Source organism: Massilimicrobiota sp. An105 (assembly GCF_002161155.1).
Classification (GTDB): Bacteria; Bacillota_I; Bacilli_A; order Erysipelotrichales; family Coprobacillaceae; genus Allocoprobacillus; species Allocoprobacillus merdigallinarum.
Window position 1 is genome coordinate 14,917 of the sequence record NZ_NFLY01000024.1, and the last position, 26,113, is coordinate 41,029.

Sequence of the window (26,113 nt, forward strand, 5' to 3'; positions counted from 1 at the left end):
ATATATATGTTGAAAACTTCTTATTTAGAATTGAAAACTTAAACTTCCAAAATCCAATATAAAAGATGCAAATAAATAACCTAAAGCTATTGATGTAACAATAAAGAAAATATGAAATTCTCTTTCTTTACCTTTTCTGATGTATTGATCAAAGCGAAAACAACTTAAACCAATCATAGCAAGAGTAATCGAAACAATATACACGATAATACTAACAATATGATACATGGAAACACCCCTTTTTCTTTTACATTATAATCATTATTTTATATAATAACAACAGGAGGGACTAATTTATGGAATATTTTCAAATATCAAAATCAGATTTAAAGGCTTCTCGTTTAGCTTTAGGTTGTATGCGTATTGCTGATAAAAGCCTAGAACAAGTCGAAGAACTCGTTCAAACTGCTTTAGATGCAGGTATTAACTTTTTTGATCATGCTGATATTTATGGTGGAGGAAAATCAGAAGAAATTTTTGGTGAAGTTTTAAAAAAGCACCCTGAATATCGTGAAAAAATGATTATTCAAACAAAATGTGGAATTGTTCCAGGGAAACGCTATGATTTTTCTAAGGAGCATATCTTAACAAGTGTTGAAAATTCTTTAAAAAGATTACAAACTGATTATATTGATATTTTATTATTGCATCGTCCTGATGCCTTATGTGATCCAAAAGAAGTTGCTGAAGCTTTTGATGAATTATATGAAAGTGGAAAAGTGAAATATTTTGGTGTTTCTAATCATACACCTTTACAAATAGAACTTTTACAAAAATATACTCAACACCCATTAATTATTAATCAATTACAGTTATCTATCGTACATTCTGTTATGATTGATTCAGGAATGAATATGAATATGAAAGAATCATGGGCTCAAGATAAAGATGGTGGTGTTTTAGATTATTGTCGTTTACATGATATCACGATTCAACCTTGGAGTGTTGTACAGGCATCATGGGCAGAAGGATGTTTTATTGATCATCCTAACTATGAAAAACTTAATTTTGTCATGGAAAAACTAGCAGATGAATATCATGTGACAAAGAGTGCTATTGCAATTGCATGGTTACTTCGTCATCCAGCTTGTATGCAACCTATTATGGGAACAACTTCACCTGCTCATTTAAAAGAAATGGTCCAAGCGTGTGATATTCATTTAACACGTCAACAATGGTACGATCTTTACCTTGCGAGTGATAAGCCTCTTCCTTAAGGAGAGTCTATGATTATTGAATTAAAAACTTTAGATCAAATTGATCCCTGTCAATTAGCATATCATGCTAATGAAAAAAGTATTGGTACGTATTTAAGAAATACTTTTCCCTATCCATATACATTAGATCATGCTATGTCTTTTATTACTCATTCTTTACAAAATCATGGTCTAGATTTTGGAATTGTTGTAGATGGTATTTGTGTAGGTTGTATTGGTGGAACTTTGCATAATGATATTTACGTCCATAATTGTGAATTAGGATATTGGTTAAATCCACTTTATGCTCATCGTGGTATCATGCGACAAGCTGTACGTTTATTTTGTCAGCATGTTTTTGAATGTTACCATATTCATAAAATTTATGCTGAAGTCTTTGTAGAAAATAAAGCATCATGTCGTGTTTTAGAATGGAATCATTTTGAAAAAGAAGGTTACTTATTTGAACATGCCTATAAGAACTTTCAATATCATGATGTCATCATTTATAGTTTAAGGAGAACAACATGGAAATAAGAAAATCTCATCTTGATGATGTACAAAGAATTATGACACTTATTCATCAAGCTCAAAATTATTTTAAACAACAAAATATTGATCAATGGCAAGATGGTTACCCTCAATCTTTAGATATTATTGAAGATATTCAAAAGAATAATAGTTATGTTATTGAAGATCATGATATTATTGGAACAATGTATTTTGCTATTGAAGACGAGCCAACTTATCAAAAGATTCAGGGACAATGGTTAACTCATCATAAGCCTTATGCTGTTATTCATCGAATAGTTGTAGATGAAAGTCATAAGGGTCAAAATATAGCTCATCAATTATTAGAATATGCTATTCATGAATGTCAACAAAACCATATTCATAGTATCCGCATTGATACCCATGAAGATAATTTATCTATGCAACGTTTTTTACAAAAACATGGTTTTCATCAATGTGGAGAAATTACTCTATTAAGTGGTGACTTACGTATCGGTTTTGAAAAAATATTAGAATAATTATAGATAACCTTCATACAGTAGAAGTATGGAGGTTATTTTATGAACTACTTTATCAACAAACCTTATCCAGAAATGACTGATATAAAGGAAAATCCACAATATGCATCTTTAATGTTATCTAATTTAGCTGGACTCTATTCGGAAATGAATGCTGTTAGTCTTTATTTTTATAATCATGTTATTTTAAAAGACGTTTGGCCTGAATTATCTGTAGCAATGGAAAAAATCAGTATTGTTGAAATGCATCATTTAGATATCTTTGCTCATTTAGCTTATCATTTAGGTGCAGATCCTCGACTTTGGGATTGTCAGCAAGGTTGTCTAGAATACTGGTCACCTGGATATAATGTCTATCCTAGTCATTTAAAATCTTTATTAGAAAATGCGATTATTCAAGAACAAAATACAATTGCTATATATCAACAACAAATAACCTGTATAAAAGAAAGAACAATCCAAAAGATTTTGCATCGTATTATTGAGGATGAAGAATTACACATTCAAATTTTTGAATACTTTTTAAATGAATATTTACAAAATAGTTCCGAAATAGAAAAAGGAAGATTTATATAGAAATACGAAATCTATATAAACCTTCCTTTTCTTATTCGATAGGTTCTTGATAAAATCTTCCTGTTACACCTTCAGAGTTGATAATATTAATAAAAACATGTGGGTCTAATGCTTTAATCAAATGAACTACATCTTTCACTTCATCTGCTCCAACAACAGTATATAACATTGTTTTATTTTCTTTTAAATAACATCCTTGTCCTTCAAATTGTGTTACACCATGATGTGTATATTCTAATAACTCTTGTCCAATTGTTTCCCCATCTTTTGTAATAATTAATAAAGTCACTTTATGATCTCTACGATGTAATCTTTCTATGACTTGTGTTGAAACAAACTGGAAAATAATTGAATACATGGCTGCTTCAAATCCAAATAAGAAACCTCCTGTTGTTAAAATAACAACATTAATTCCAAATACAAAATTCCATGATGGTTTCTTTAATTTATTTGATAAATAGACAGCAATAAAATCAGTACCTCCACTTGATGCTTTTCCATATAATGCAATGACAATAGCTATACCATTTAAAATACCTCCAAAAACTGATACAAGTAATGGATCATATGTAATAGGTGTGACTGGTATTAAGTCGACTAAAAATGAATTGAGAACAATCATTAGCACTGAATAACTTGTAAATTTCTTTCCTATTATCTTAAATCCAATAAATGCTGGTACAGCATTTAATGAAATATTAATAAGAGAATAAGGTAATTCTAATTGAAAAAAAACACTACATGATCTTTGAATCAATAATGATAAACCTGTAAATCCTCCTGGTATCAAATCCCCTGCTCTAACAAATGATTTTATATTGATAGACATAATAATGGAAGCAACAAGTACACATATAAACGAAGTAATATGTTTTTTCCATTCTTTTTCATTTCTTGTCTTGGCATAAACCATTATATTTCACTCTCCCCTTTAAAACGCCTCTATTATACTATTGTACAAACATAAATACAATATGAAAAGGTATCGCTTTACAGCAATACCTTAACTTTTTAAGCGACCTTCTTGAAGGAGTCTTAATAATTCTAAATTTTGTCTGGCACTACCAGTATAGTTCTCAATTCCATTTTTTTGTGCTAAATCTTTTCTCGATGCAAAAGATGAATCAACTCCTATCTGACTCAAAGCATCTACCAATGAATCTCCACGATATGTTGGATGAGATAAATATCTGAGAGTTCCTGTAATACTTTCATTATTCACCCATCCAAGACCATTTCCTATCAAGTATGGATTTCTCGCATTAGGAACAACTCTTGTAATAGTACCATGATTCATATATGGAACTAAAGGAACACTACTGTCTGAAGAGATAAAAACATGATTAAATGTTACATGATCTCCTACCTGATAGTTTTGTTGTGGTACTTCTGGTTCTGGTGCAGGTTCTGGGTTTGTTTCAACATTGAAGTTGTTATATCCACCAGCTTTAATTTCTGTTGGAAAATCACGATATGAATGATTTCTATCTACAGGTACACTTATTCCTTCAACAAAACCATGATTCGTATATTGCCACATATCAAATCCTTCTACTCCTAATTCTTCAGCATAGCGAGCAACCCATCTTGTATATCTTTTAAATGTTGGACCAGTTAGTTTTGTTGTCCACCAATAATATGAAGCATAGAATCCTGGGAAATAATTATGTTTAGCAAGCTCATCAGCCCAGACTCTTGCATTTTTTTCAATTTGATCATTTGTTAATCTTCCTATACTCGGATCTTCTAAATCCAAATAAATAGGATATTCCATCTGATAATCTTGAATAAGTCTCATAACATGTCTAGCTTCTGATAATGCTGCCCTTTCATCAGTGGCATATGAATAAAGATAAACACCAAAAGGAATACCTAATCTTGTACATTCATCTGCATTACGTTTAAAAGTAGGATCATCTTGTCCAGGCAAATCCTGACCAAAGCCACATCTCAAAATTGCAAAATCAATATGATTTTTAACAAGTTCCCAATTGATTTCACCTTGATATTGTGAAACATCAATACCATCTTTAACCATTAACTCACCTCCTCAAGATACAATATGTTCTTATAAAAAAAATGCCTCCACATTTGCCATAGTTATAACGACTTTCTATTATATGCTTTATAATATATAAACATGCATCAATACTGACTTTCATAAATTCTATGAATTGGTATTTTTTTTAGACTTTTTTATGTTATAATGTTTTTTACAGAGGTGATTAATTGAATGAAAAAATTAGGTATAAGTTTTTTAGCTTTTTGTTCAGTATTTGCTATGAGTCTATTTCCAATAGATGTTCATGCGACTGATTTTGAAGGACAGGAAGATAAATATATTAAAATTTGTTCTTCAAATCTAACAAATTCTAATAAAAAAGTATGTCAGGAATTTAACAAATATTTAAAAGAAAAAAATCAAGATTTAAAAGAAGAGATTCAAGATACAAAAGATGATTTAAGTGAAACTAATGATAACATTGAAGAAGTATCTAAAAAGATCGAAACTTTAAATTCTCAAATAGATGAAAAAAACAAAGAAATTGATTATATGTTAAAATCAATCGAAAAAATAAAGAAAGACATTGCAAAGAAAGAAGAACAAATGAGAGAACGTTTATATGTTATGCAAACAACATATAACTCTAACTGGGTTTTAGATTTCTTATTTGGTTCTGAAGATTTCTCAACTTTCTTCTCACGTATAGGAAGTGTTAATGATATTACAGCTTATGAAAAAGAGTTAGTAGAAGAACTCACACAACAAAAGCAAAATCTTGACACACAACAAAAGTCTCTAGAAACAGCTAAAGAAAACTTAGAATCACAAAAAAAATCACAGGAAGCTTTACAAGAAAAATACATAGAACTGAAAACTGCACAACAAGAAAAAATTAAAGATAGTCAACAAGAATCTAAAGAAGTTTCCTCTGCACAAAAGAAAATTGATGCAGCTTTATCTGAATTGATTTCTCGTGCTCCTAGTGGTGGTGGCGGTGGTGGATCATATGTTCCAGGTGATTCAGCCGTAGGAAATGCCATTGCTCAAAAAGCTCTAACAAGACTGGGTTGTCGTTATTGGTGGGGTGCAAATGGTCCTAATTATTTCGATTGTTCTGGTTTAGTTTATTGGGCTTATAACCAAGCTGGCGTGAGTCTTGGTCGTACAACTGCTGCAGGATATGCTGGTAGTGGAAAAGCTATTTCTCGATCAGAATTACAACCTGGTGATGTCATTACATTTAGTTATGGTAGTGGTGTTGCTCATATTGGTATCTATATTGGTGGTGGAAGTTTTGTTCATGCTTCTGGAGAAGGTTCTGGAACTGTTGGGCAATATCCTGATCAATGTGTTAAAACTGCCCCATTATCTGGATACTGGGAAAGATATGTTTATAATTATAGAAGATTATATTAATAGCAAAATAAATATCCAATAGTCTACAAAAAGGGTAATGAAAATCATTTTTTGATCATCATTACCCTTTTTCATTTCATTGATAATACATATATTCTTCATCATCGTGATAAATCTTCCATAATAAGTAAAGAAATGTTAAAATTATATTGTAAAAAGTAGATATGAGGTGACACTATGAAACAATTATTGAATAATACTGGTGTTAAAATTTTTTTAGGTATAATACTCAGCATCATTTTAGGTAAAGAAATTGTTTATAGTTTTATATCAAACATGAATGGTACTGACTATATTCTTAAACAAATCCTAGCTATGCAAATTACAATCATTATCTTAATCATTACTTTTGGTTTTATTATATTAAAGAACATAAATAAATAGAAGTCATTTATAAAAAACAAAGAGAATCAATTTTGAAGATACTATTATTTTTTTATCAAAATTCAAATTAAAGAAAAGAAGCTGAACATATCAATTTTTAAAAAGATATTTTGTACAGCTTCTTTTTTATTCCAATAAATTGTATATAGCAATTTATGCTTTTAGTTTTAACTTATTCATTATAACGATTAATAGTGTTCCTATGATCAGTGAAATCATTAAACTAGAAATAAAATAAATTGGATTGTTAATGAGGAATATTGTCCATATACCACCATGTGGGAAAGCTTGACCACATTGAAAATACATTGATAATGCGCCAGCTATGCTTGATGCTATAATACATGGATATTTAACAGCGCTTTTATATTTTTTCATATATGGAATAGCTACTTCACTGACAAAACACAATCCATTTAATAAACAAGACCATTTCTTTTGTTTATCTTCTTGATCAAAAACTTTTGTTGTTAACATTGTTAACCATATGATCAATGGTGGCATCATACCAGCTAACATAACTGCTGACATCATATCATATCTACCTGTAAAGATACCGATAATACCTATTGTGTAAGCAATCTTATTAATTGGACCACCTAAATCAATGGACATCATCATACCTAAGATTGCACCAATAATAACAACTACAATACTATCTAGATTTTGATTCAATAAACTGACATAATCAATAAAATATGGGGCTAACATATAAATGAGAAAACTTAATATTGTTGTTCCTATAATAGGTACAAATAAATTTGGAGTTAAACTTTGTAAATCCTTTGGTAAATATGAAAACAAATGTGATAAGCCTAATGCTAGATATCCACCTATGAATCCTACTAAAATCCCTTCTATAATATTACCCTGCACATTAATCAAAAAGATGGATGAAATCAAAGAAACAACAAATCCCTGTTTTCCTGCTATACTATCACCAATAAAAGCACTGGTTATGGGAATTGCAATATTAATAGCAAGTGATGCAATATAATACATGATAGTTAAATATTCCTGATCAACATCCATATTCTGTAAGTAAGGAATAAGACTCATTAATATACCTGAAATCATTAAGATAGGTATAATCTGTGATATACCGTTCATGAGATGTTGATATATTTTTCTAGTCCCCTTCTCATTACTTTCTTTATATAATTCTTTGCCATGATAAATTTCAGCTTTTTGCTGTAATGCGTTTTTTAATAATTCTTCAGTATGATCAATTGCTTTTGTCACAGGAACTTGAATAACATATTTATTTTGAAATCTTTCCATCTCCACTTTCTTATCTGCCGCTACAATAACACATTTTGCCTTTTCTATATCTTCTTTTGTTAATTTATGTTGAATACCACTTGCTCCATTTGTTTCAACCTTTATGGATATATTCATTTCTTTTGCTTTCTCTATTAATGCTTTTTCTGCCATATAAGTATGTGCTATTCCTGTAGGACATGCAGTTACAGCTACTAGATCAATTTTATTTTGAACAACATTTTGATCTGTCATTGTATCCATATTTTGAAATAATAAATGAATAAACTCTTGTTCATCTTGACTATTAATCAATTGCTTAACCATATCTTCTTCCATTAACATTTGACATAGTTGAGCTAATATCTGTAAATGCTGTAATCCACCATCTTTAGGTACTGCAATCATAAAAAAGAGAGAGACTGGCTTTTGATCTAATGCATCATAATCTATACCATTTTTGTTAACCATTGCTACTAAAGAAGGATAACAAACTGTTTCACTTTGAGCATGAGGTATTGCTATCAAATTACCTACTCCTGTTGATGATATCTTTTCCCTCTCTAAGATAGCTTTTTCAAAAATAAACTTATCTTTGATATGTCCACATTGAAAGTGTTTTTCTACCATTTCATGAATCGCTTCATTTTTATCTTTAGCATTTGAATTAAGAATAATACTATCTTCTTTTAATAAATCTTTAATATTCATATTCGACCTCATTAATTGTTTTTAATAAAAGTTCAACTTCATTAGCAGTCGCTAAGTTTTTTGAAAATGCACTTGCACTTCCTGTTGCTACTCCCATTTTAAAAGCTTGTAGATAATCTTGAGTTTTGACATATCCTGCAATGAATCCTGCAACCATTGAATCTCCAGCACCTACTGAATTGACAACTTGACCTTTAGGTGCATCACAAAAATAGACTTTTCCATTTTCACATACAAAGAGTGCTCCATCTCCTGCCATTGAAATCAATACATTTTTTGCACCCATTTCTTGAAGCTTTTTAGCATATTTAACAATGTCTTTTTGATTAAAAAGTTTCACGTGAAACATTTCTTCTAATTCATGATTATTAGGTTTAATTAAAAATGGTTTATATTCTAATACATTCATTAATAAATTTCCTGTTGCATCAACAACAACTTTTATTCCTAAATGATTAATCTCTTTCATGATATGAGCATAAATATCATCAGATATACATTTTGGTATGCTTCCTGATAAAACAAGTATATCCCCTTTGTTTAATTTTTTTATTTTTTCAATAAGCTTTGTTAAATCAGTTTCATTAATCATTGGTCCATTTCCATTAACCTCTGATTCTTCATGACTTTTCATTTTAAAATTAATACGTGAATAACCATTTTGAACATCAATAAAATCTGTATGTATACCATTTTCTTCTAAATGACTTTGAATATAGGAACCTGTAAATCCTGCAATAAAACCTAATGCCTGACTTTCAATTCCTAAATTATTTAAAACGATTGAAACATTAATTCCCTTTCCACCAGTTAAAATATATTCATTTGCTGTTCTATTGACTTTCCCCAGTTGAAAATCATCTACTTCAACAATATAATCAATTGATGGGTTAAATGTTATTGTATAAATCATATTTATTCCTCCTTTTTTATATGTTTATTATACATAAAATATAAAAAAAAGAATATATTTCTATATTCATTTTTTATGATATTCATTATATACAATATTTTTAGATAAACCTCTTTCTTTTGCTACTGCTTTAATAGCATCCTTAGTAGTTAAACCATTTTCGATATACTCTTCAACATGTTCTTCAATACTCTGATCAAAAGTTTTTATATCTTCTACATTTTCTTCTTGATTACCTTCTACAACAATGACCATTTCACCTTTCATATCATCTATAACAGATAATATGTCTTCAATTGTTCCTCGATTAATTTCTTCATGCTTCTTAGTTAATTCTCTACATAATGCAATTGAACGATTTCCTAAAATCTCTAACATCAATTTTAGTGTCTTTTTAATACGATGCGGTGCTTCATAAAAAACAATTGTTTCTCTATAATTTTTAAGTTTTTCTAACTCCTTCTTCTTATTCTTATCATTCCTATCTAAGAAACCATAAAACACAAATGGCTGAGGAGCAATACCTGAAACAACTAATGCATCTAAACATGCATTGGCACCTGAAACTGGTACAACATTAAATCCTTCACGAATAGCCTCTTTAACAAGTTCATAGCCTGGATCGCTAATTGCCGGATATCCAGCATCACTAACCAATGCAATATTCAAACCACTCTTTAAATCATTAATAATTTTAGGTATTGCAATCATTAAATTATGTTCATGATGAGAAACAAGTTTTGTTGAAATGTCAAAGTGGTTTAATAATTTAATGGTATTGCGTGTATCCTCTGCAGCAATATAATCAACTTCTTTTAAAGTTTGTATAGCACGATAAGTCATTTCATTCAAATTACCAATAGGTGTCGCTACAATATATAGTGTAGGTAATGAATTTTCAAAACTTTTTTGTCTATTCATTGATATCTTCTCCAAACATTTTTCTTATTTCATTCGTATAACTACCATCATCGTTATGAGCATATAATGGTGATTCAATTTTCAATCCTTTATTTCCTTTATACATACCTTCAATTAAAAAGATATGAGAATCCTTTCCAATTTTAGGATAAACAAAGCGAATACGTTTAGGTTCAATATCATATTTTTGCATGATATTAATAATTTCAATCATACGATCTGGACGATGAACCATTGCAAAACGTCCTTTATTATCCAAAATTCTTGCTGCTGATTGAATAATTTCATCTAAATTTATTTTTATTTCATGACGAGCTATTTTAAGGAACTCATTATCATTAAGATTACTTCTTTCATCAACCCTAAAGAATGGCGGATTACATACAACCAATTTTACTTTAGAAGCATTCTTTACATAATCCTTAATATCTGAATGTATAATTTCAATCTGATTCTCTAAATGATTTAATTGAACATTCTTCAAAGCCAAATCTACAGCTTCTTTTTGTATTTCAATACCCTTTATCTTCTTGTCAGTTCTTAAACTCAACAAAAGAGGAATGGCAGCATTATTCGTTCCAAAATCAATAATTTCATCTAAATCTTTATTAATTGTACAAAAGTGAGCTAATAAAACAGTATCCAAAGAAAAGTTAAACATATCTTTTCTTTGGATAATCTGCATATTTTCATAAGCCAATAAATAGTTAACGACTTCTTGGTTCATGTTTATGCTCTCTAGGTGGTAATATCTGAATTTCATCTAATGATACAAATGAAATATTACCATCATGTTCAATTTTGACTAAATCACTTATTACATTTAAACCTGTCACTTTTACAATTTTATTATCGTATTTTACTTTTGAACCAATTTTAGGAAATCTTTGTTTTTCCTTTGTATATGTATCATCTTCATATTTAAGACAACAAAGCAATCTTCCACATGCTCCTGATATCTTATCAATATTGATTGCAAGCATCTGATTTTTTGCCATATTAATAGAAACACCATCAAATTCTCCTAAAAATGATGAACAGCAAAGTGGTAAACCACATGATCCAAGTCCACCTACAATCTTAGATTTATCACGAGGTCCAATTTGTCTTAATTCAATACGACATTTAAAAACACTTGCCAACTCTTTCAACAATTCTCTAAAATCTACACGTGTTTCAGACGTGTACATAAATATAACTTTTGAAGCATCAAGTGTATATTCACAACTTACTAAATGCATGTCCAAATCATACTCTTTGACAATCTCTTTACATATTTCTAAAGACTTTTCAGCCTTTGCTTGATTATAAACAAATAATTCCAAATCCGCACGATTTGCAACTCTTTTAATTTTTTTTAGTTCAGTATCAAGATTAAATTCAGAGATATGTTTTAAATCTGATACCAACTCTCCTAATTCTAACCCTCTTATTGTTTCTACAACGACTTTATCACCTTTATAAAGATCTAAATCAGTTGAAAAATAATAAGATTTTCCAACATTATTAAAACGAATAAGAGCTAATCTTTCTTCCATAAGTTCTCCTTTCTATATTCTAAACATCATACTATCCATTAACAACATAACATTGGCATTTGTACTCAATAAATATTCTGTATTTAAAATCAAATCAATTTTATTAATAATATTTTCATCACTATCATTTATTCTTTTATATAAACTTAAAAAAGATGGATAAGTGAGATTCATAGAATGTTTCACGTGAAACAAATCTCTTAATGCTAAAACAAGCATATTCAAAAATAATTGAATGTTCTCTTTATCTTTAAAATCTTTTAATAAATGAGTCTGAACATTAATAATTAAATTATCTCTGTGAAAATAAAGATCATCAATAAAATGATAAACTTCAAGCTTTAGTTTTTCAAACATATCAGATTCAATATATTTTTGACATTCATCATAGCTTGTAAACAATTCAGATAAAATATTGATATCATCTTCCAAGATGTCATCTCCCTTTAACTCTTCTTTCAGTGATTTTTGAGAAACAGGTAATAATTGAATAACTTGACATCTTGATTGAATCGTAGGTAAAACACGATTTAAGTTTTGACAAGTAAAAATAGCATAAACACCAGAAGTTGGTTCTTCAAGCATTTTTAATAAACTATTCATTGCTTCAATAGTTGAATTTTCAATATTTTCCATTAAATATATTTTTGACTTTCCTTCTAAAGCAGATTTAGAAAATTGTTCTTGAATATATTCAATATGTGGTTTCTTAATTGTTTCTTCAAGTCCATTACAATAAATAAAATCCCCATAATTATGTTCATCAATACGTCTACATTCATTGCAATGATCACATGCGAGAACAACATTTTCACAAATCAAACTTTTCGCAATAAAATGAGCTGGTTGTCGAGCATTCTTTCCTACTAATAAAAAAGCATGTGGAATTTTATTGTTTTTAAAACTTTTTGAAATAATCTGATATAAAATAGGTTGTTGTTGTTTTAAGATTTCTTTATAACTCATAGAATTTCTTGAATTCTTGATAAGACTTGATTAAAAACTTGATTTACATCTAGTGAAGCATCTATTTTTACAATACGCTCAGGAAATTTATCACATAAAGTTAAATAACCTTGATAAACTTTTCGATGAAAATCAATATTCTCTAAATCCAACCTATTTACTTCTCTATCCTTATTTGCATATACACGTTGGAGTCCATCTTCCGGTAAAATATCAAAGAAGATTGTACGCTTTGGTAAAATGTTTTCAGTCGCAAATAAATTCATCTGATAAACTTCATCAATACCAATCCCTCTGGCAATACCTTGATAAACCATTGAACTATCAACATAGCGATCACAAATCACAATATATCCTTTTTCTAATGCTGGAATAACCTTTTCAACTAGATGCTGTCTACGACTTGCTGCATAGAGTAAAGCTTCTGTTTTTCTATCCATATTTGTATATTTTACATCATGTATAATATCACGAATTTTTTCAGCAATTTCAACACCACCAGGTTCTCTTGTTAAAACAACATGATATCCTTCTTTTGTAAGCGCTTCTTTAATCATTGAGGCAATAGTTGTCTTTCCACTACCTTCTCCACCTTCAAAAGAAATAAAAACGCCTGACATATTAACACCTCATTTCTTTCTCTATTATATAAAAAATTAATCCAAAGATAAAGTTTTATTTCTTGACAATTAAAGGACCATTCTTAAAACAATGCAAAGTATAAAGCCAAAAATATCAAATATAGAAATAATAAGAATATTAAATATATTGAGAGATAGCGTTAAATGAGTTATTGAGGAAAAAGCGTTAAATATAAAAATTGAAATAGTTGCCATAAGCAATCTCATAAAAATGCGTGTTCCTTTCAACAAAAAAATCACCTCATTTTAATATATGAGATGATTAGATTTTTTTTCTTCCTTCTAATGATTTTAATAAAGTCAATTCGTCAGCATAATCTAAATTACTTCCTATTGGTAATCCATTAGCTATTCTAGAAGCTGGGATATTTTCTTTTGAAAGAAGTTTAGCTAAAAATAAAGCTGTTGTTTCACCTTCACGTGTAGGATTTGTAGCAATAATAACTTCTTTAATATTGTCATTGAGACGTTCAAACAAAGAATGAATATTTAAATCATCAATTGTTTTACCATCCATAATGGATATAGTTCCATGTAATACATGATATAATCCATGATATTCTTTCAATTTTTCCATTGCAAAAACATCTTTAGGTGATTCTACCACACAAATAGTTGTCTGATCCCTTGTTGGATCCTGACATATATCACAAATTTCTCCTTCGCAAATATGTCCACACTTCTTACAATAATGAATTCGTTTTTTCAAATTTAATAAGGCATCTGAGAATCTTTCAACTTGTTGTAAATCCATTGAAAGAACATGATAAACAAGTCGTTCAGCTCCTTTTGTTCCAATACCTGGTAACATTTTAAAACATTCAACCAGTTCTTCAAAACTTTGTGGATATTCCATTATAGAAATGCTGATACATCAACACCATTTGTAACTTGATTTAATGTATCTTCCCTTTCTTTAGAAACTTTAGCTATTGTTTGATTAATAGTTGCCATTAATAAAGCTTCCATATTGTCCTGATCTTCTTGCATTAAAGAAGGTGCAATATGTAATTCAATAATAGAAAGATTCCCTTTCATCTTTCCAACAATCAAATCATCCTGACTATTGAATTCAAATTCTCTTTCATCAAATTCCTTCTTTGCTTTATTGACTTTACGTTGCATTTGCTGTGCTTGTTGTAATAAATTTCCAAAATTCATATTAATCCTCCTTAAATTCTACAATATCTTCTCCAAATAATTGAATCGCAAATTCTTGTGCTTCAGTCATATCAACATGATCTAAATCATGACTATCTATATGCTTTAATGTTAATTCATGAGGTTGAGGTAATTGACCTTTTCTCTTTAATTCAATAAAATGGCTACGCATTTTCAACCACTCATCCTGCTGAATCGCTATAAAACGATACTCACTTCCTAAAACTTCGCTAAGAAAAGCACTTAACTGTTTATAATTCTTATAATAATTAACAGCATTAACAGATGGCTGATATTCAAAAGAAATAATAAGTCCACCTTCACATGCAGCTACTGCTGTTCCATCACATAACATACTTGCACTTTTAGCCATGTTCAGATTAGCTAAATATCTTTTAATAATTGGCCATCTTTCTTGAATACTTTCCAATATTGTTCTTTTGGCTTGAACAAGGATATTCATAATATCAGCTTCATCTACCTGAATTTCATCATCAACAGTTGGCTCAATATCCTGTTTTTGTTCAAATTCAAAAGTAGGAATATCATCATTTTCATGACTTTCTAAAGATGAATCATCAATGCTTTCATCAATAATCTCTTCTTGAACAGGTTCTTCTTCTATCACATCATGATGATCTTCTTCAACATCATGATGGTCCTCTATAATCACATCACTTTGTTTAAGTTGTTGAATAGGCTGTTCAGGTACTTTTACAGTTTCCATATGAATAACTTTTTCATCTTTTATTTGATTACACATTTTTAAAATAGCTAATTCAAAATAAACGGAAGGATTGATTACTTTCGCATATTTTTCACTGGCATCCATTAAAATATCAATAAAATCTAATGCTTCTTCGCAGCCCATATATGGTACAATTAAATCTAAGTAATATTTAGATAAAACAAATAAAATAGATTCATCATGTGTATTACGATAAATAACAACATCTTTTAAAATATCAACTAAATCTAATGTTAATCTTTTAATATCTGTTCCATTCATTTTCATATCATCTAATAATGATAAAGCTTTTTTCATATCTTTAGAAAGAATTGTTTTTATAAAATCAATCTTATTTTCTAAAGAAACAATTCCATATATCTGATTCACATCTTTTACAGTTAAATGTTGATCATTATAAGCAAGACATTGTTCTAAAATAGACAATGCATCACGCATTCCACCATCAGCCAGTTTTGCAATCAATTCCAATGCCTCATCATCACATTCATAATGTTCCTCATTAATAATATCTTTCATACGATGAACAATATCTTGAATGCTTAATTTAGTGAAATCAAATCTTTGGCATCGAGAAATAATTGTCGGTAATATTTTGTGTGGTTCTGTTGTTGCAAAAATAAATATAACATGAGTTGGAGGTTCTTCTAATGTTTTTAATAAAGCATTTGAAGCACCTGGTGACATCATATGAAATTCATCAATAATATAAACTTTATATTTTCCTTGTGTTGGTGCGTATTTGACCTTTTCAATAAGATTTCTCACTTCATCAACACCATTATTGCTGGCAGCATCAATTTCAATAACGTCTGGATGCGTACCTAAAGTTATCTGTTGACAATTCTCACATTGATCACATGGTTTAGGAGAACCTGTACAATTAACAGCTTTTGCTAATAATTTAGCAATTGTTGTTTTTCCAGTTCCTCGTGGACCACAGAATAAATAAGCATGAGCAATTTTATTTTCATCAACAGCATGTTTTAAAGTTGTAATAATATGTTCTTGTCCAGCAACATCTTCAAACTTTTGCGGACGATAAACACGATATAATGTCTTATATGCCACCTCTATCAACTCCTTGTCTTGTCACATTATAACATAAAAAAAGATATCTTTCGATATCTAATTATTATCCATGATTAACATTAAAATATCAATAAAGATATTAACAAAATCCAAATACAGTTCAAAAGCACAAAACAATATTAATCCTTCTTGGTATTCTTCTGACGATTGTTCATACATTGTCGAAATCATCTTGAAATCATATAAAGTAATACCTGTAAAAATTAATAAATCTAAAAAAACAATAATATAATAAAGCATTGGTGCCTGAATAAACAATAAAATGATATAACCAATAATCATGACTGGTAATACTGATATACAGACTTTAGCGATATTTGAAAAACTTGAAGTCGTATATTTTGTAATGGTATATAACAAACCAAAATAAGCACATGTTAAAGCAAATGCTAAAGCTGTTATATAAATAGAAACTGATGCTAATATAAATGAAAAAATAACACCATTAACAATTGAATATAAGATAAAAAATCTTTTAACTGATGAAAATGATAATTCATCTATAGGTTTGTCTATCTTTTTATTTAATATCCATACAAATGCGATTTCAATAATAACTGAAATTATCAAAACAGGAAAATAAAAAGGTATTAAAGCATAGATAATCCCAGAAAAAATCACTAATATGGAAGTTATAGCCGTTATGCCTACGCCAAAGAAAACCCATTTGATAACTTCAGACAAGAATTTTTCATAATTCATTTGTTTCGTTAACATCTTTTGATCCATATATCTCACCTCTAAATATAGTATATCATATTGATATGGATAAATGATGAAAGTCTATAAGATAATATCAAAACATATGCTTAAGATAAAAAATCTGCATTAATGATTTCTTTTTCCTTTAAAATATTGGGACAATAATAAACAGCATTGTTTTTCTAAGATTCCTGAAATCACTTGAGGATGATGATTAAACTCATGATTTGCTAAAAAAGTTGATAATCCATGCCATCGTTGTCCTTTAGCAGCAAAAACAACTTTTTCTATACGACTTTGAATAATAGCTCCACTGCACATAATACATGGCTCTAATGTTGAATATAATGTACAGCCATCTAAATGCCAATTGCCTAATTTTTGACAAGCTTCTCTAATTGCCATCATTTCAGCATGTGCCGTTACATCATGGGTAGATTCTTTTTGATTATAAGCCTTTGCGATAATCTCACCATCTTTGACAATAATAGCTCCAATAGGCACTTCATCAATGCCTCTTGCTAAACAAGCTTGCTGATAAGCTATTTTCATATATTCCTCATCACTCATAATCTCACTCCTTAGAAAAAAGCCACTACACATAAACGGACATTCTTAATGCTGCTACCTTCCGGTCCTGACATGGTTCGAAGCCGCCTATTGTAATGGCAAAATCTATTATAGCATATTTCTTATACAAATCAATAAAAAATTCTATTTCCCAATAAATCCATCTTTTCCTTTATAAAACTTCAACTTTTGATGATAAGTTAAATAATTCGTGTTCTATTGTTAATGTTTTAAATCACTACGATAGTTTTAAAAAGGATACTGTTATTTCATATTCTTCTCAATATTAAATAACCTTCTAAACACCAAAATTATCTAAATGATGTCTTTATGACTGTCTTGAATATAAATTTGATATGTACGAATATTCAAACAAAATCATTATTTATCTTTATATATAAACTTAAAAATTATACAATAATATATATCACTCAATATAAAGGAGATTTATATGAAAACAATAAAAATCATTTTTTTTGATATTGATGGAACACTTATTGATATGAATAAAAAACAAATATCTCAAAAAATGCTTGAAACATTAAAAAGATTAAAAGAAAATCAAATCAGAATCTGTTTAGCAACTGGTCGAACACCCATGAGTTGACCACATTTTGATGGGATTGAATTTGATGCTTTCTTAACTTTTAATGGTTCTTATTGTTTTACAAAGGATCAAGATATTTCAAACTTCCCTATTCCATCTTATGATGTTCAACAAATTATTCAAAATGCCAAAAAACTACATAGACCATTATCCATTGCTACAAAAAACAGAATTGCCAGCAATGGAAAAGATGATGATTTGGTACAATATTTTGACTTTGCCAAAATGAAAGTAGAAGTTGCTGATGATTTTAATGAAGTCGCTAAAGATGAAGTTTATCAAATAATGGTTGGTTGTAGAGAAAAAGATTATTCAATTCTTATGGACAATGTAGAAAATGCTAAAATTACAGCATGGTGGGATAGAGCTGTTGATATTATTCCTGCTCAAAGTGGTAAAGGTATTGGTATTCAAAAAATTCTTGACTATTATCAATTAGATGCATCACAGGCTCTCGCTTTTGGTGATGGAAATAATGATATAGAAATGTTACAAACAGTAGGGACAGGTGTTGCAATGGGAAATGCTTCATCACAAGTGAAAGAGATTGCTAATGATATATGTGGTCATGTATGTGATGATGGTATTTATCACTATTGCCTTTTACATCACCTTATATAAGATCTAAGCTGCACCTTTGCAGCTTTTTTTATATCTTTATAAAATAAAAAAATGCCCCGGATTTTTATCCAGGACACCATGTCATTTTTGAATCTTAACCAATTCTTTCTTTTCCACCCATATATGGTCTTAAGACTTCAGGAATAGAAATACTTCCATCTTCATTATAATTGTTTTCAATAAATGCAATTAATGCACGTGTACTTGCTAGAACAGTATTGTTAAGAGTTGCGACATAATATGTTCCTCTTTCACCTTTTGTACGAATACCTAAACGTCTAGCTTGCGCATCTCCTAATGTAGAACAAGATCCGACTTCAAAATATTTCTTCTGTCTAGGTGACCATGCTTCTACATCACAAGATTTAACTTTTAAATCAGCTAAATCTCCACTACAACATTCTAGTGTTCTTACAGGAATATCTAAACTTCTAAATAATTCAACAGTATATGACCACATTTTATCATACCATTCCATAGCTTCTTCTGGTTTACATAAAACAACCATTTCCTGTTTTTCAAATTGATGTACACGATAAATACCACGTTCTTCAATACCATGAGCACCAACTTCTTTTCTAAAACATGGTGAATATGAAGTTAATGTAATTGGTAATTCTTCTTCTTTAACAATCTGATCTTTAAATTTACCAATCATACTATGTTCACTTGTTCCAATGAGATATAAATCTTCACCTTCAATTTTATACATCATAGCATCCATTTCTTCAAATGACATAACACCAGTCACAACATCACTTCTAATCATAAATGGAGGAATACAATAAGTAAATCCTTTATCAATCATAAAATCTCTGGCATAAGATAACATGGCTGAAGAAAGTCTAGCAATATCACCCATCAAATAATAGAAGCCATTACCACTTGTTCTTCCACTTGCTTCTTTATCTAAACCATTTAATTTTGTAATAATATCAGCATGATATGGAATTTCATAATCAGGAACAACAGGATCTCCATATTTTTGAATTTCAACGTTTTCACTGTCATCTTTTCCAATAGGTACACTATCGTCAATAAAGTTAGGAATTTTCATCATCACTTCTTTTAATTTTGGACCTAATTCAACTTCTTTTGCTTCTAATTCTTTTAAAGTATCAGCCATTTCACTGACTTTTCTTTTATTTTCTTCAGCTAAATCTTTTTTTCCTTCACGCATAAATTGTCCAATTTCTTTAGATAATAAATTACGCATAGCTCGAAGTTCACTTGCTTTTGTCAGAGCTTCACGATATTCTTTATCTAATTCAAAAGCTTCATCAACTAAATGTAAACGATCATGCTGAAATTTCTTTCGCATATTTTCTTTTACAGCTTCTGGATTTTCTCTTAGTATAGCAATATCAATCATTTTTCATTTCTCCTTTTTCAATAAAATAAAAAGCACCTTTCACAAGGGACGAATTTATCGTGGTGCCACCCTATTTCTTATCAAACTGATAACTTTTATGAGATAACGGTTCAACCGGAAGTGATTAGCTTCTCTTATTGGTAGATTTCAATGTTTCCTCATACTGATTTACACCAACCATCAGCTCTCTATCATGATTTCACATTTACTTATCCAATGCAACGATTTGATATACTGATTATAGCATAAGACTTGATAATTTCAATAATTATTTAATCAAAGAATACATTATCATGTCATGAAACTCACCATTTTTAAAGCCATTCTTACGTAAAATACCTTCTCGTTCAAAACCACATTTTTCTAAGACTCTTTGTGAGGCTGGGTTATAATCAAAAAGAGCCGCAAAAATTCTCTCTATATCACTATGTTCAAAAACATATTGACATGTCTGTTTCACAGCTTCACTCATAATACCTTTTCCCCAATAAGAATATCCTAAATAATATCCTAATTCTGCACTTCTACGATAAATATCATCTTGTCTTAAAACAGAAATACTGCCAACAACTTGTCCTTCATACTCAATCGCAAAAGCAAAGATTTCATTTTCATCAGCAGATAACATAGCATCTATATAATCATAGGCATCCTGTAAATGATATGGATAAGGTATACGATCTGTTAAATTATTTAAAACTCTTAAATCATTAATAGATTGTTGTAAATCTTCGGCATCTTCTCTTTTCCATTTTCTTATTATGCATTTCATCTTTAAAACACCTCTACTTTTTAAATATATTATAACATTATTAAATATTCATATAAATAGATATATTTATTCGTATATTGACATCTAAAATGACATAAACTATAATGTAATTGAAAAAAGGAACAGCCGATAAACGGTTATGCCTTAGATTAAATTAAGGAGAAATAACTACCTCAATTTTCCCTAAGCACGAGGTAGTTATTTTTTTGTACTCTTATCAATAATAATAAGAAGTAATTTCACTATAACACTTATCATTGTCATGATAAATGTCAGTATTCCTAACACTATCATGACCATCTCATAAGATGTCATGTCCATCACCTCCGTCTTTCATATTTCCATTTATTAAATGGATATCTATGTCAACGAAGGATCACGTGCCTTCGTCCCACGACTAAGGCATAACCACCTACCGTTATTGCTGTTCCATCTGCATTATATCAATATCAAAAATTAGATTCTATATTATCTAGAAAGTGTAGATTTATTTTCGATATTTACTTTAAGCAAATATCATTCTTTGTATATTGACTTCTAAAATAACATAAACTATAATGTAATTGAAAAGGAACAGCCGATAAACGGTTATGCCTTAGATTTGTTTGAGAAAAATAACTATCTCAATTTATCCTAAGCACGAGGTAGTTATTTTTTTGTACTCTTATCAATAATAATAAGAAGCAATTTCACTATAACACTTATCATTGTCATGATAAATGTCAGTATGCCTAACATTATCATGACCATCTCATAAGATGTCATGTCCATCACCTCCGTTTTTCATATTTCCATCTATTGAATGGATATCTATGTCAACGAAGGATCACGTGCCTTCGTCCCACGACTAAGGCATAACCACCTACCGTTATTGCTGTTCCATCTGCATTATATCAATATTAAAAATTAGATTCTATATTATCTAGAAAGTGTAGATTTATTTTCGACATTTACTTTAAGCAAATATAATGATTAAAAAAGTAAACTCAATTTGAGTCTACTTAACTATGATAAATATCTTCATCTAACATATTTTCTTTTTTACCAACAATAACAGAAGTTGCTGAATCTCCAACAACATTTAATGATGTCACAAGCATTTCAATTGGTCTATTGATTGCTAAAATTAATGAATAAGCCAATAATGCCCCATCATTTGTATATCCCATACCAGTCAAAATAGTAAATAAGATAACAGCTCCTGCTCCTGGTGCAGCAGGTGTTCCTACTGATGCAATTAAAGCAAGAAATGCAATGACTGCCATAGATGTTAAAGATACATCATAACCAGAACTTGCTGCAATGAAGATAGCTGCAATAACTTGCATGATGGCTGTACCATCCATATTGATTGTCATTCCTAATGGTAAAACAAATGAAGCTATTTCATCACTTACACCCAATTCATGAACTGTTGTTTCTTTATTTAATGGTAATGTTGCTGCACTTGATGATGTTGAAAAACCAAATAAAGCAACTTTTGGTATTTTACGCATAAATGGTTTTGGATTGATTTTTCCCATCACCATTAAATAGATAGGATAAGCTATAAACAGATAAACAAACAAAGCAAATAGAACTGTTAAGACATAAGCTAAAGCCGGTAATAAATAATCAATTCCATAGATTGCAAATGTTCTTGTTAATAAACAAAATATTGCATATGGTGCACATTTTGTAATTACAAATGATAAACAAACTGAAATAATATCACTACATTCAATTAATAATTTCTTTAATGTTTTTGTTTTATCTTTTAATTGATTCATCGCAAGTCCAATCGCTACTGCTAAGAAAACAACTGCTAAAACATTACCATTATTTGTAAATGCATTAATTAAATTATTAGGAATCACTGATACAATGATATTTAATGGATTAGAACCTACAGCTCCTTGTTGAATCACTAAGTTATCAGCATGTACAGCATTAAATGCTCCTAAATGATAAACAATTGAACCAATAATACCAGCCCATATTAAAGCACAAACTGTTGTTATAAGGAATGTTCCTATTGTTTTAGAAGAAATTCTTCCTAATTTCTTTGTATCTGTAATAACACAAATAGCTAAAATAATAGATACAAATACCATTGGAATAATAATTAATTGTAATGCATTTACAAATAATTGTCCTACAATATAAAATAAACCAATTGCACTATTAGCGCCTTCAGCAGTAATATCTTGAAATAATATATTATTGATTGTATTCCATAAAGCTTCCTGCCCATTCGTTAATAAATTTTCTCTTAATAAAATACATCCAAACCCTGCAATTAAACCACAAATTAAAGCAATAATCATTTTCTTCGCTAATTTCTTACCACTTTGACTTGAATTCATATATGACCTCCCATTTCTATATCCAAACTTCTAACATTATACTATAATATCGTTATATTTCAACAAAAAATGACAGAACTTTAAGATTCTGCCACTTTTATTTCAATTTTATAATCATCTGAAGATGAATACATTGATTCTACAAATGTTTGTATTGTTTCTTTAGCTTTATTTTGAGCTTCTTCCAATAATCCTTTTTCTTGTGCTTTACTTTCCATGCTCTTTTTTTGATCTATCGCAAATTGATTATAATCAGTAATACTAATCTGATTAAATATATTTTTTGTTTCATCAAAAACTTCAATACTTTCCTGATCAATTTCATGAGATAGGATTTTAGCTTGTGGTATTGTTATATCAATATTTTGACCATGAACATTGACTTCTACTAAACTCATATCAATACCAGCCTTAATTTGACCATCATATGATAAAATGAAACTCTTTGTTGTAAAAGGGACTTTCCAACCATAAAAAGTCGCCTGATTTTCATATTTTCCCATATTGGTATAATTATATTCTACACTTGCTAGTTCGCTAATACCTTGAATTTGTTGTGACAATAAATCACTTGTAATGGTTGTTGGTTCTTCACCACTTGGCCATACTTTTCCAACAAAAAAGAAAACAACTGCTATCACAACAATAACAATAATATTTTTTAAAGTTTGACTGATTTGTATTTTTTTCATTCATTTCACCTACTTACAAACATTGTAGAAAAGATCAAGATATTTGTCAAATATTGTTGAAATGATATGAACATATAAAATACACATAATTTTCAAAACTTCATGATAATCTATAAATAAGGAGGAATAAGCATGGCTAAATATTCTTGTGAACTTCATGGTTCTTTTAATCATTTCTGTCAGTTTTTAAAAAATGAATTAATAAATTCAAGTTTTTCAGCTTCAATAGAAGATGAACATTATTATGATATACACGATGTTCATGTTGGTATTTTAATATTAGAGAGATATAGTTATACAGGTGGAAACCGATTAAGCTTGTCTATTACTATTACAGAATATCAAAATCAAATTCATGTCACTGCCATTAGTTCTGGTGGAAGCCAGGCTATGTTTTTTAAAATCAATACTTTTGGTGAAGATGCTTTTTTAAATAAATTGAAAGAAGCTATTAAAAATTATAAAAACAAATAACTCAATACATTTTATTTGAACATCATTCTAAAAAAAGATTTCTACATAATTGAAGTAGAAATCTTTTTTACATTCCTAATGATGCTATATATGATTGTAATGATGATTCACCAAGTACACGTACTCGTGGTAATTTTGTTGGATCCTGACCTTTTTTTACTTTTCCATACTCTGTTGTAAAAGCACATAAAATTCCAGCTTCTTGAATAGCTTGTTGTCCTTGTACTGTGACATCTCCATATGGATAAGCAAAAGCTTCTGTATTTTCAACAATATTTTGAGCCTTTAATAAATCTTCTTTAATTTGTTCCATATTTAAAGCACTGATAATACCACCATGTCCAATATTTCCTCCACCTTTATGCATATCATACGAATGAGATTGAAAAGTAATATACTCACTGGCATATTTTTTTACTTTTTCTTTTCCATTTTGAGATGCAATAATAAATGAAGTTGCTGGAATCTGATATTTTTCTAATAATGGAATACCATACTTTAAAAACCCTTTTTGTCCATCATCAAAGGTTAAAATAACACTTTTCTTTGGCAAATCAATTTCACCTTTTATATAAGCTGATAATTCCTGATATGATGGAAAATAAAAATCTTGTTCTTTTAAGTATTTTAATTGTTCTTCTAATTTTGAATCAAGAATATAATTTGTATTTATCGTTTTTGGTAAATCATCTGGAGTATAGACATAATGATACATTAAAACAGGTATCCCATGACTATTTTTTTCAAATTCATTGACAACATGTACGATTCTTTTCTTAGAACAATAGATACCTTCTTTATTTTGAACAGAATATATAATCTCATAATCGCCAACCTTTTGAGTATCAACTTTTCCTGTGATTTTAACTTGATCAGTCAGATTACCTTCATTTTGATCAATAACATGACATCCTGATTCTATATACTTCTGTCCTTTTAAAACATAAGTATCCTGAGATCCATTTAAATTCATAACGATTTGTTTATTATTTAAGACTTCAACAAGACGTTTAACAGTCTGATTTTTGTATTGATATTTAATTTCATATTGTCCTTCTTGAGATGTATCAACATTCCCAATCATTTCTACATCTTCAAGATTTGTTCCCTTTTCTTCATAAATAGAATTTAGCATGAAAACTTCTTTTTCATTTCCTATTAATTCTAATGTTTCTGTTTTTCTAAACACAAACCAAAAAATCAAAACAATCATAACAATGATAGGAATGAATGTTATCATAACATGTTTTTTATTGAGTTTTCTCATTTTTTCCTTCCCCATCAAAACTACCCTTCAAAAGGGTAGTTTGTTCTGAGGCTATAAGCCTCGCTTACCTGCTCGCGTCTCAAGGCGCTGCTTTCACTTCGTTCAAGCTTACCGCTTTTGACTCTCGCTGTC

At 29.3% G+C, this 26,113-nt stretch carries 28 protein-coding genes, 1 other RNA gene, 1 pseudogene and 1 other annotated feature; of the genes and pseudogenes, 8 read left to right on the forward strand and 22 right to left on the reverse strand.

Features of this window, described 5'->3' with window-relative positions; translation table 11 throughout:
- Positions 1-24: 24 nt before the first annotated feature.
- Positions 25-228 carry a DUF1146 family protein gene (locus B5E48_RS07920; protein ID WP_087245779.1) on the reverse strand — a complete coding sequence of 68 codons (204 nt, stop codon included), beginning with the start codon at positions 226-228 and terminating at the stop codon, positions 25-27.
- Between the two features lie 68 nt (positions 229-296).
- On the opposite strand from B5E48_RS07920, the gene B5E48_RS07925 reads away from it, so the two are divergent.
- The 4 genes from B5E48_RS07925 to B5E48_RS07940 are packed head-to-tail and all read left to right on the forward strand — an operon-like array spanning position 297 to position 2,803.
- Positions 297-1,217 carry an aldo/keto reductase gene (locus B5E48_RS07925; protein WP_087304681.1) on the forward strand — a complete coding sequence of 307 codons (921 nt, stop codon included), beginning with the start codon at positions 297-299 and terminating at the stop codon, positions 1,215-1,217.
- Between the two features lie 9 nt (positions 1,218-1,226).
- On the forward strand, positions 1,227-1,733 hold the full coding sequence (locus B5E48_RS07930; RefSeq protein WP_087297252.1) for a GNAT family N-acetyltransferase: 507 nt from the start codon (positions 1,227-1,229) through the stop codon (positions 1,731-1,733).
- Entirely contained in the window at positions 1,724-2,227 is a 504-nt protein-coding gene (locus tag B5E48_RS07935) for a GNAT family N-acetyltransferase (RefSeq protein ID WP_087245773.1), read from the forward strand. The genes B5E48_RS07930 and B5E48_RS07935 overlap by 10 nt, the downstream gene beginning before the upstream one ends.
- 42 nt (positions 2,228-2,269) lie before the next feature.
- Positions 2,270-2,803: a ferritin-like domain-containing protein gene (locus tag B5E48_RS07940; RefSeq protein WP_087245771.1), complete on the forward strand. Its 534-nt coding sequence runs from the start codon at positions 2,270-2,272 to the stop codon at positions 2,801-2,803.
- A 31-nt stretch (positions 2,804-2,834) separates the two neighbouring features.
- Here the strand turns inward: B5E48_RS07940 and B5E48_RS07945 are convergent, their stop codons facing one another.
- Both B5E48_RS07945 and B5E48_RS07950 read right to left on the reverse strand, forming a co-directional pair.
- Positions 2,835-3,716, reverse strand: a complete 882-nt coding sequence (locus B5E48_RS07945) for a YitT family protein (RefSeq protein ID WP_087304682.1) — start codon at positions 3,714-3,716, stop codon at positions 2,835-2,837.
- 90 nt (positions 3,717-3,806) lie between these two features.
- Complete coding sequence (locus tag B5E48_RS07950) at positions 3,807-4,841, reverse strand: glycoside hydrolase family 25 protein (RefSeq protein WP_087245766.1); 1,035 nt, start codon at positions 4,839-4,841, stop codon at positions 3,807-3,809.
- Positions 4,842-5,036: 195 nt separating this feature from the next.
- Here B5E48_RS07950 and B5E48_RS07955 point away from each other — a divergent pair, with 195 nt between their 5' ends.
- Complete coding sequence (locus B5E48_RS07955) at positions 5,037-6,224, forward strand: C40 family peptidase (RefSeq protein WP_087245764.1); 1,188 nt, start codon at positions 5,037-5,039, stop codon at positions 6,222-6,224.
- 177 nt (positions 6,225-6,401) lie between these two features.
- On the forward strand, positions 6,402-6,608 hold the full coding sequence (locus B5E48_RS07960; protein WP_087304683.1) for a hypothetical protein: 207 nt from the start codon (positions 6,402-6,404) through the stop codon (positions 6,606-6,608).
- A 153-nt stretch (positions 6,609-6,761) separates the two neighbouring features.
- Here the strand turns inward: B5E48_RS07960 and B5E48_RS07965 are convergent, their stop codons facing one another.
- The 14 genes from B5E48_RS07965 to ffs form a co-directional block, all read right to left on the reverse strand.
- The gene (locus tag B5E48_RS07965; protein ID WP_087304684.1) at positions 6,762-8,579 is read right to left on the reverse strand and encodes a PTS fructose transporter subunit IIABC; all 1,818 of its coding nucleotides are present in this window, start codon (positions 8,577-8,579) and stop codon (positions 6,762-6,764) included.
- Positions 8,569-9,492, reverse strand: coding sequence for a 1-phosphofructokinase (gene pfkB, locus B5E48_RS07970; RefSeq protein WP_087304685.1), 924 nt, complete (start codon positions 9,490-9,492; stop codon positions 8,569-8,571). The genes B5E48_RS07965 and pfkB overlap by 11 nt, the downstream gene beginning before the upstream one ends.
- Positions 9,493-9,558: 66 nt before the next feature.
- Positions 9,559-10,413, reverse strand: a complete 855-nt coding sequence (rsmI, locus tag B5E48_RS07975) for a 16S rRNA (cytidine(1402)-2'-O)-methyltransferase (protein ID WP_087304686.1) — start codon at positions 10,411-10,413, stop codon at positions 9,559-9,561.
- The gene (locus B5E48_RS07980) at positions 10,406-11,140 is read right to left on the reverse strand and encodes a tRNA1(Val) (adenine(37)-N6)-methyltransferase (RefSeq protein WP_087245061.1); all 735 of its coding nucleotides are present in this window, start codon (positions 11,138-11,140) and stop codon (positions 10,406-10,408) included. The genes rsmI and B5E48_RS07980 overlap by 8 nt, the downstream gene beginning before the upstream one ends.
- Positions 11,121-11,951, reverse strand: coding sequence for a PSP1 domain-containing protein (locus B5E48_RS07985; RefSeq protein ID WP_087304687.1), 831 nt, complete (start codon positions 11,949-11,951; stop codon positions 11,121-11,123). Before B5E48_RS07985 ends, B5E48_RS07980 begins: the two co-directional genes overlap by 20 nt.
- A gap of 12 nt (positions 11,952-11,963) precedes the next feature.
- Positions 11,964-12,917 (reverse strand): hypothetical protein, encoded by a 954-nt coding sequence (locus tag B5E48_RS07990; RefSeq protein WP_087304688.1) that lies wholly within the window; start codon positions 12,915-12,917, stop codon positions 11,964-11,966.
- Positions 12,914-13,537, reverse strand: coding sequence for a dTMP kinase (tmk, locus tag B5E48_RS07995; RefSeq protein ID WP_087245064.1), 624 nt, complete (start codon positions 13,535-13,537; stop codon positions 12,914-12,916). The genes B5E48_RS07990 and tmk overlap by 4 nt, the downstream gene beginning before the upstream one ends.
- A gap of 69 nt (positions 13,538-13,606) precedes the next feature.
- Positions 13,607-13,765, reverse strand: coding sequence for a pro-sigmaK processing inhibitor BofA family protein (locus tag B5E48_RS08000; RefSeq protein WP_255376270.1), 159 nt, complete (start codon positions 13,763-13,765; stop codon positions 13,607-13,609).
- Between the two features lie 55 nt (positions 13,766-13,820).
- Complete coding sequence (gene recR / locus B5E48_RS08005; protein WP_087245066.1) at positions 13,821-14,414, reverse strand: recombination mediator RecR; 594 nt, start codon at positions 14,412-14,414, stop codon at positions 13,821-13,823.
- Positions 14,414-14,719, reverse strand: coding sequence for a YbaB/EbfC family nucleoid-associated protein (locus B5E48_RS08010; protein ID WP_087245067.1), 306 nt, complete (start codon positions 14,717-14,719; stop codon positions 14,414-14,416). Before B5E48_RS08010 ends, recR begins: the two co-directional genes overlap by 1 nt.
- Position 14,720: 1 nt before the next feature.
- On the reverse strand, positions 14,721-16,538 hold the full coding sequence (gene dnaX, locus B5E48_RS08015; protein WP_087304690.1) for a DNA polymerase III subunit gamma/tau: 1,818 nt from the start codon (positions 16,536-16,538) through the stop codon (positions 14,721-14,723).
- Positions 16,539-16,595: 57 nt separating this feature from the next.
- Positions 16,596-17,288: a Bax inhibitor-1 family protein gene (locus B5E48_RS08020; RefSeq protein WP_087245069.1), complete on the reverse strand. Its 693-nt coding sequence runs from the start codon at positions 17,286-17,288 to the stop codon at positions 16,596-16,598.
- A 99-nt stretch (positions 17,289-17,387) separates the two neighbouring features.
- A complete protein-coding gene (locus B5E48_RS08025; RefSeq protein ID WP_087245070.1) occupies positions 17,388-17,831 on the reverse strand; it encodes a nucleoside deaminase in 444 nt (147 codons plus the stop codon).
- A gap of 15 nt (positions 17,832-17,846) precedes the next feature.
- Positions 17,847-17,934, reverse strand: an RNA gene (ffs, locus tag B5E48_RS08030) — signal recognition particle sRNA small type.
- Positions 17,935-18,282: 348 nt separating this feature from the next.
- Between ffs and B5E48_RS08035 the strand changes: the two are divergent.
- Positions 18,283-19,059: pseudogene (locus B5E48_RS08035) on the forward strand (HAD family hydrolase).
- Between the two features lie 94 nt (positions 19,060-19,153).
- Here B5E48_RS08035 and serS read toward each other — a convergent pair.
- The 4 genes from serS to B5E48_RS08055 all read right to left on the reverse strand — a co-directional run bounded on the left by serS (position 19,154) and on the right by B5E48_RS08055 (position 24,240).
- The gene (gene serS / locus B5E48_RS08040) at positions 19,154-20,431 is read right to left on the reverse strand and encodes a serine--tRNA ligase (RefSeq protein ID WP_087304691.1); all 1,278 of its coding nucleotides are present in this window, start codon (positions 20,429-20,431) and stop codon (positions 19,154-19,156) included.
- Between the two features lie 41 nt (positions 20,432-20,472).
- Positions 20,473-20,662 (reverse strand) — a binding site (T-box leader).
- A gap of 37 nt (positions 20,663-20,699) precedes the next feature.
- Positions 20,700-21,203 (reverse strand): GNAT family N-acetyltransferase, encoded by a 504-nt coding sequence (locus tag B5E48_RS08045; RefSeq protein ID WP_087304692.1) that lies wholly within the window; start codon positions 21,201-21,203, stop codon positions 20,700-20,702.
- 1,001 nt (positions 21,204-22,204) lie between these two features.
- Complete coding sequence (locus B5E48_RS08050; protein WP_087304693.1) at positions 22,205-23,548, reverse strand: dicarboxylate/amino acid:cation symporter; 1,344 nt, start codon at positions 23,546-23,548, stop codon at positions 22,205-22,207.
- Positions 23,549-23,628: 80 nt separating this feature from the next.
- The gene (locus B5E48_RS08055) at positions 23,629-24,240 is read right to left on the reverse strand and encodes a DUF4230 domain-containing protein (RefSeq protein ID WP_087304694.1); all 612 of its coding nucleotides are present in this window, start codon (positions 24,238-24,240) and stop codon (positions 23,629-23,631) included.
- A 132-nt stretch (positions 24,241-24,372) separates the two neighbouring features.
- Between B5E48_RS08055 and B5E48_RS08060 the strand changes: the two genes are divergently transcribed.
- Positions 24,373-24,714: a DUF6054 family protein gene (locus B5E48_RS08060; RefSeq protein ID WP_087304695.1), complete on the forward strand. Its 342-nt coding sequence runs from the start codon at positions 24,373-24,375 to the stop codon at positions 24,712-24,714.
- A gap of 67 nt (positions 24,715-24,781) precedes the next feature.
- Here B5E48_RS08060 and B5E48_RS08065 read toward each other — a convergent pair whose 3' ends face one another.
- On the reverse strand, positions 24,782-25,981 hold the full coding sequence (locus B5E48_RS08065; RefSeq protein ID WP_143746578.1) for an immunoglobulin-like domain-containing protein: 1,200 nt from the start codon (positions 25,979-25,981) through the stop codon (positions 24,782-24,784).
- Positions 25,982-26,113 lie beyond the last annotated feature (132 nt).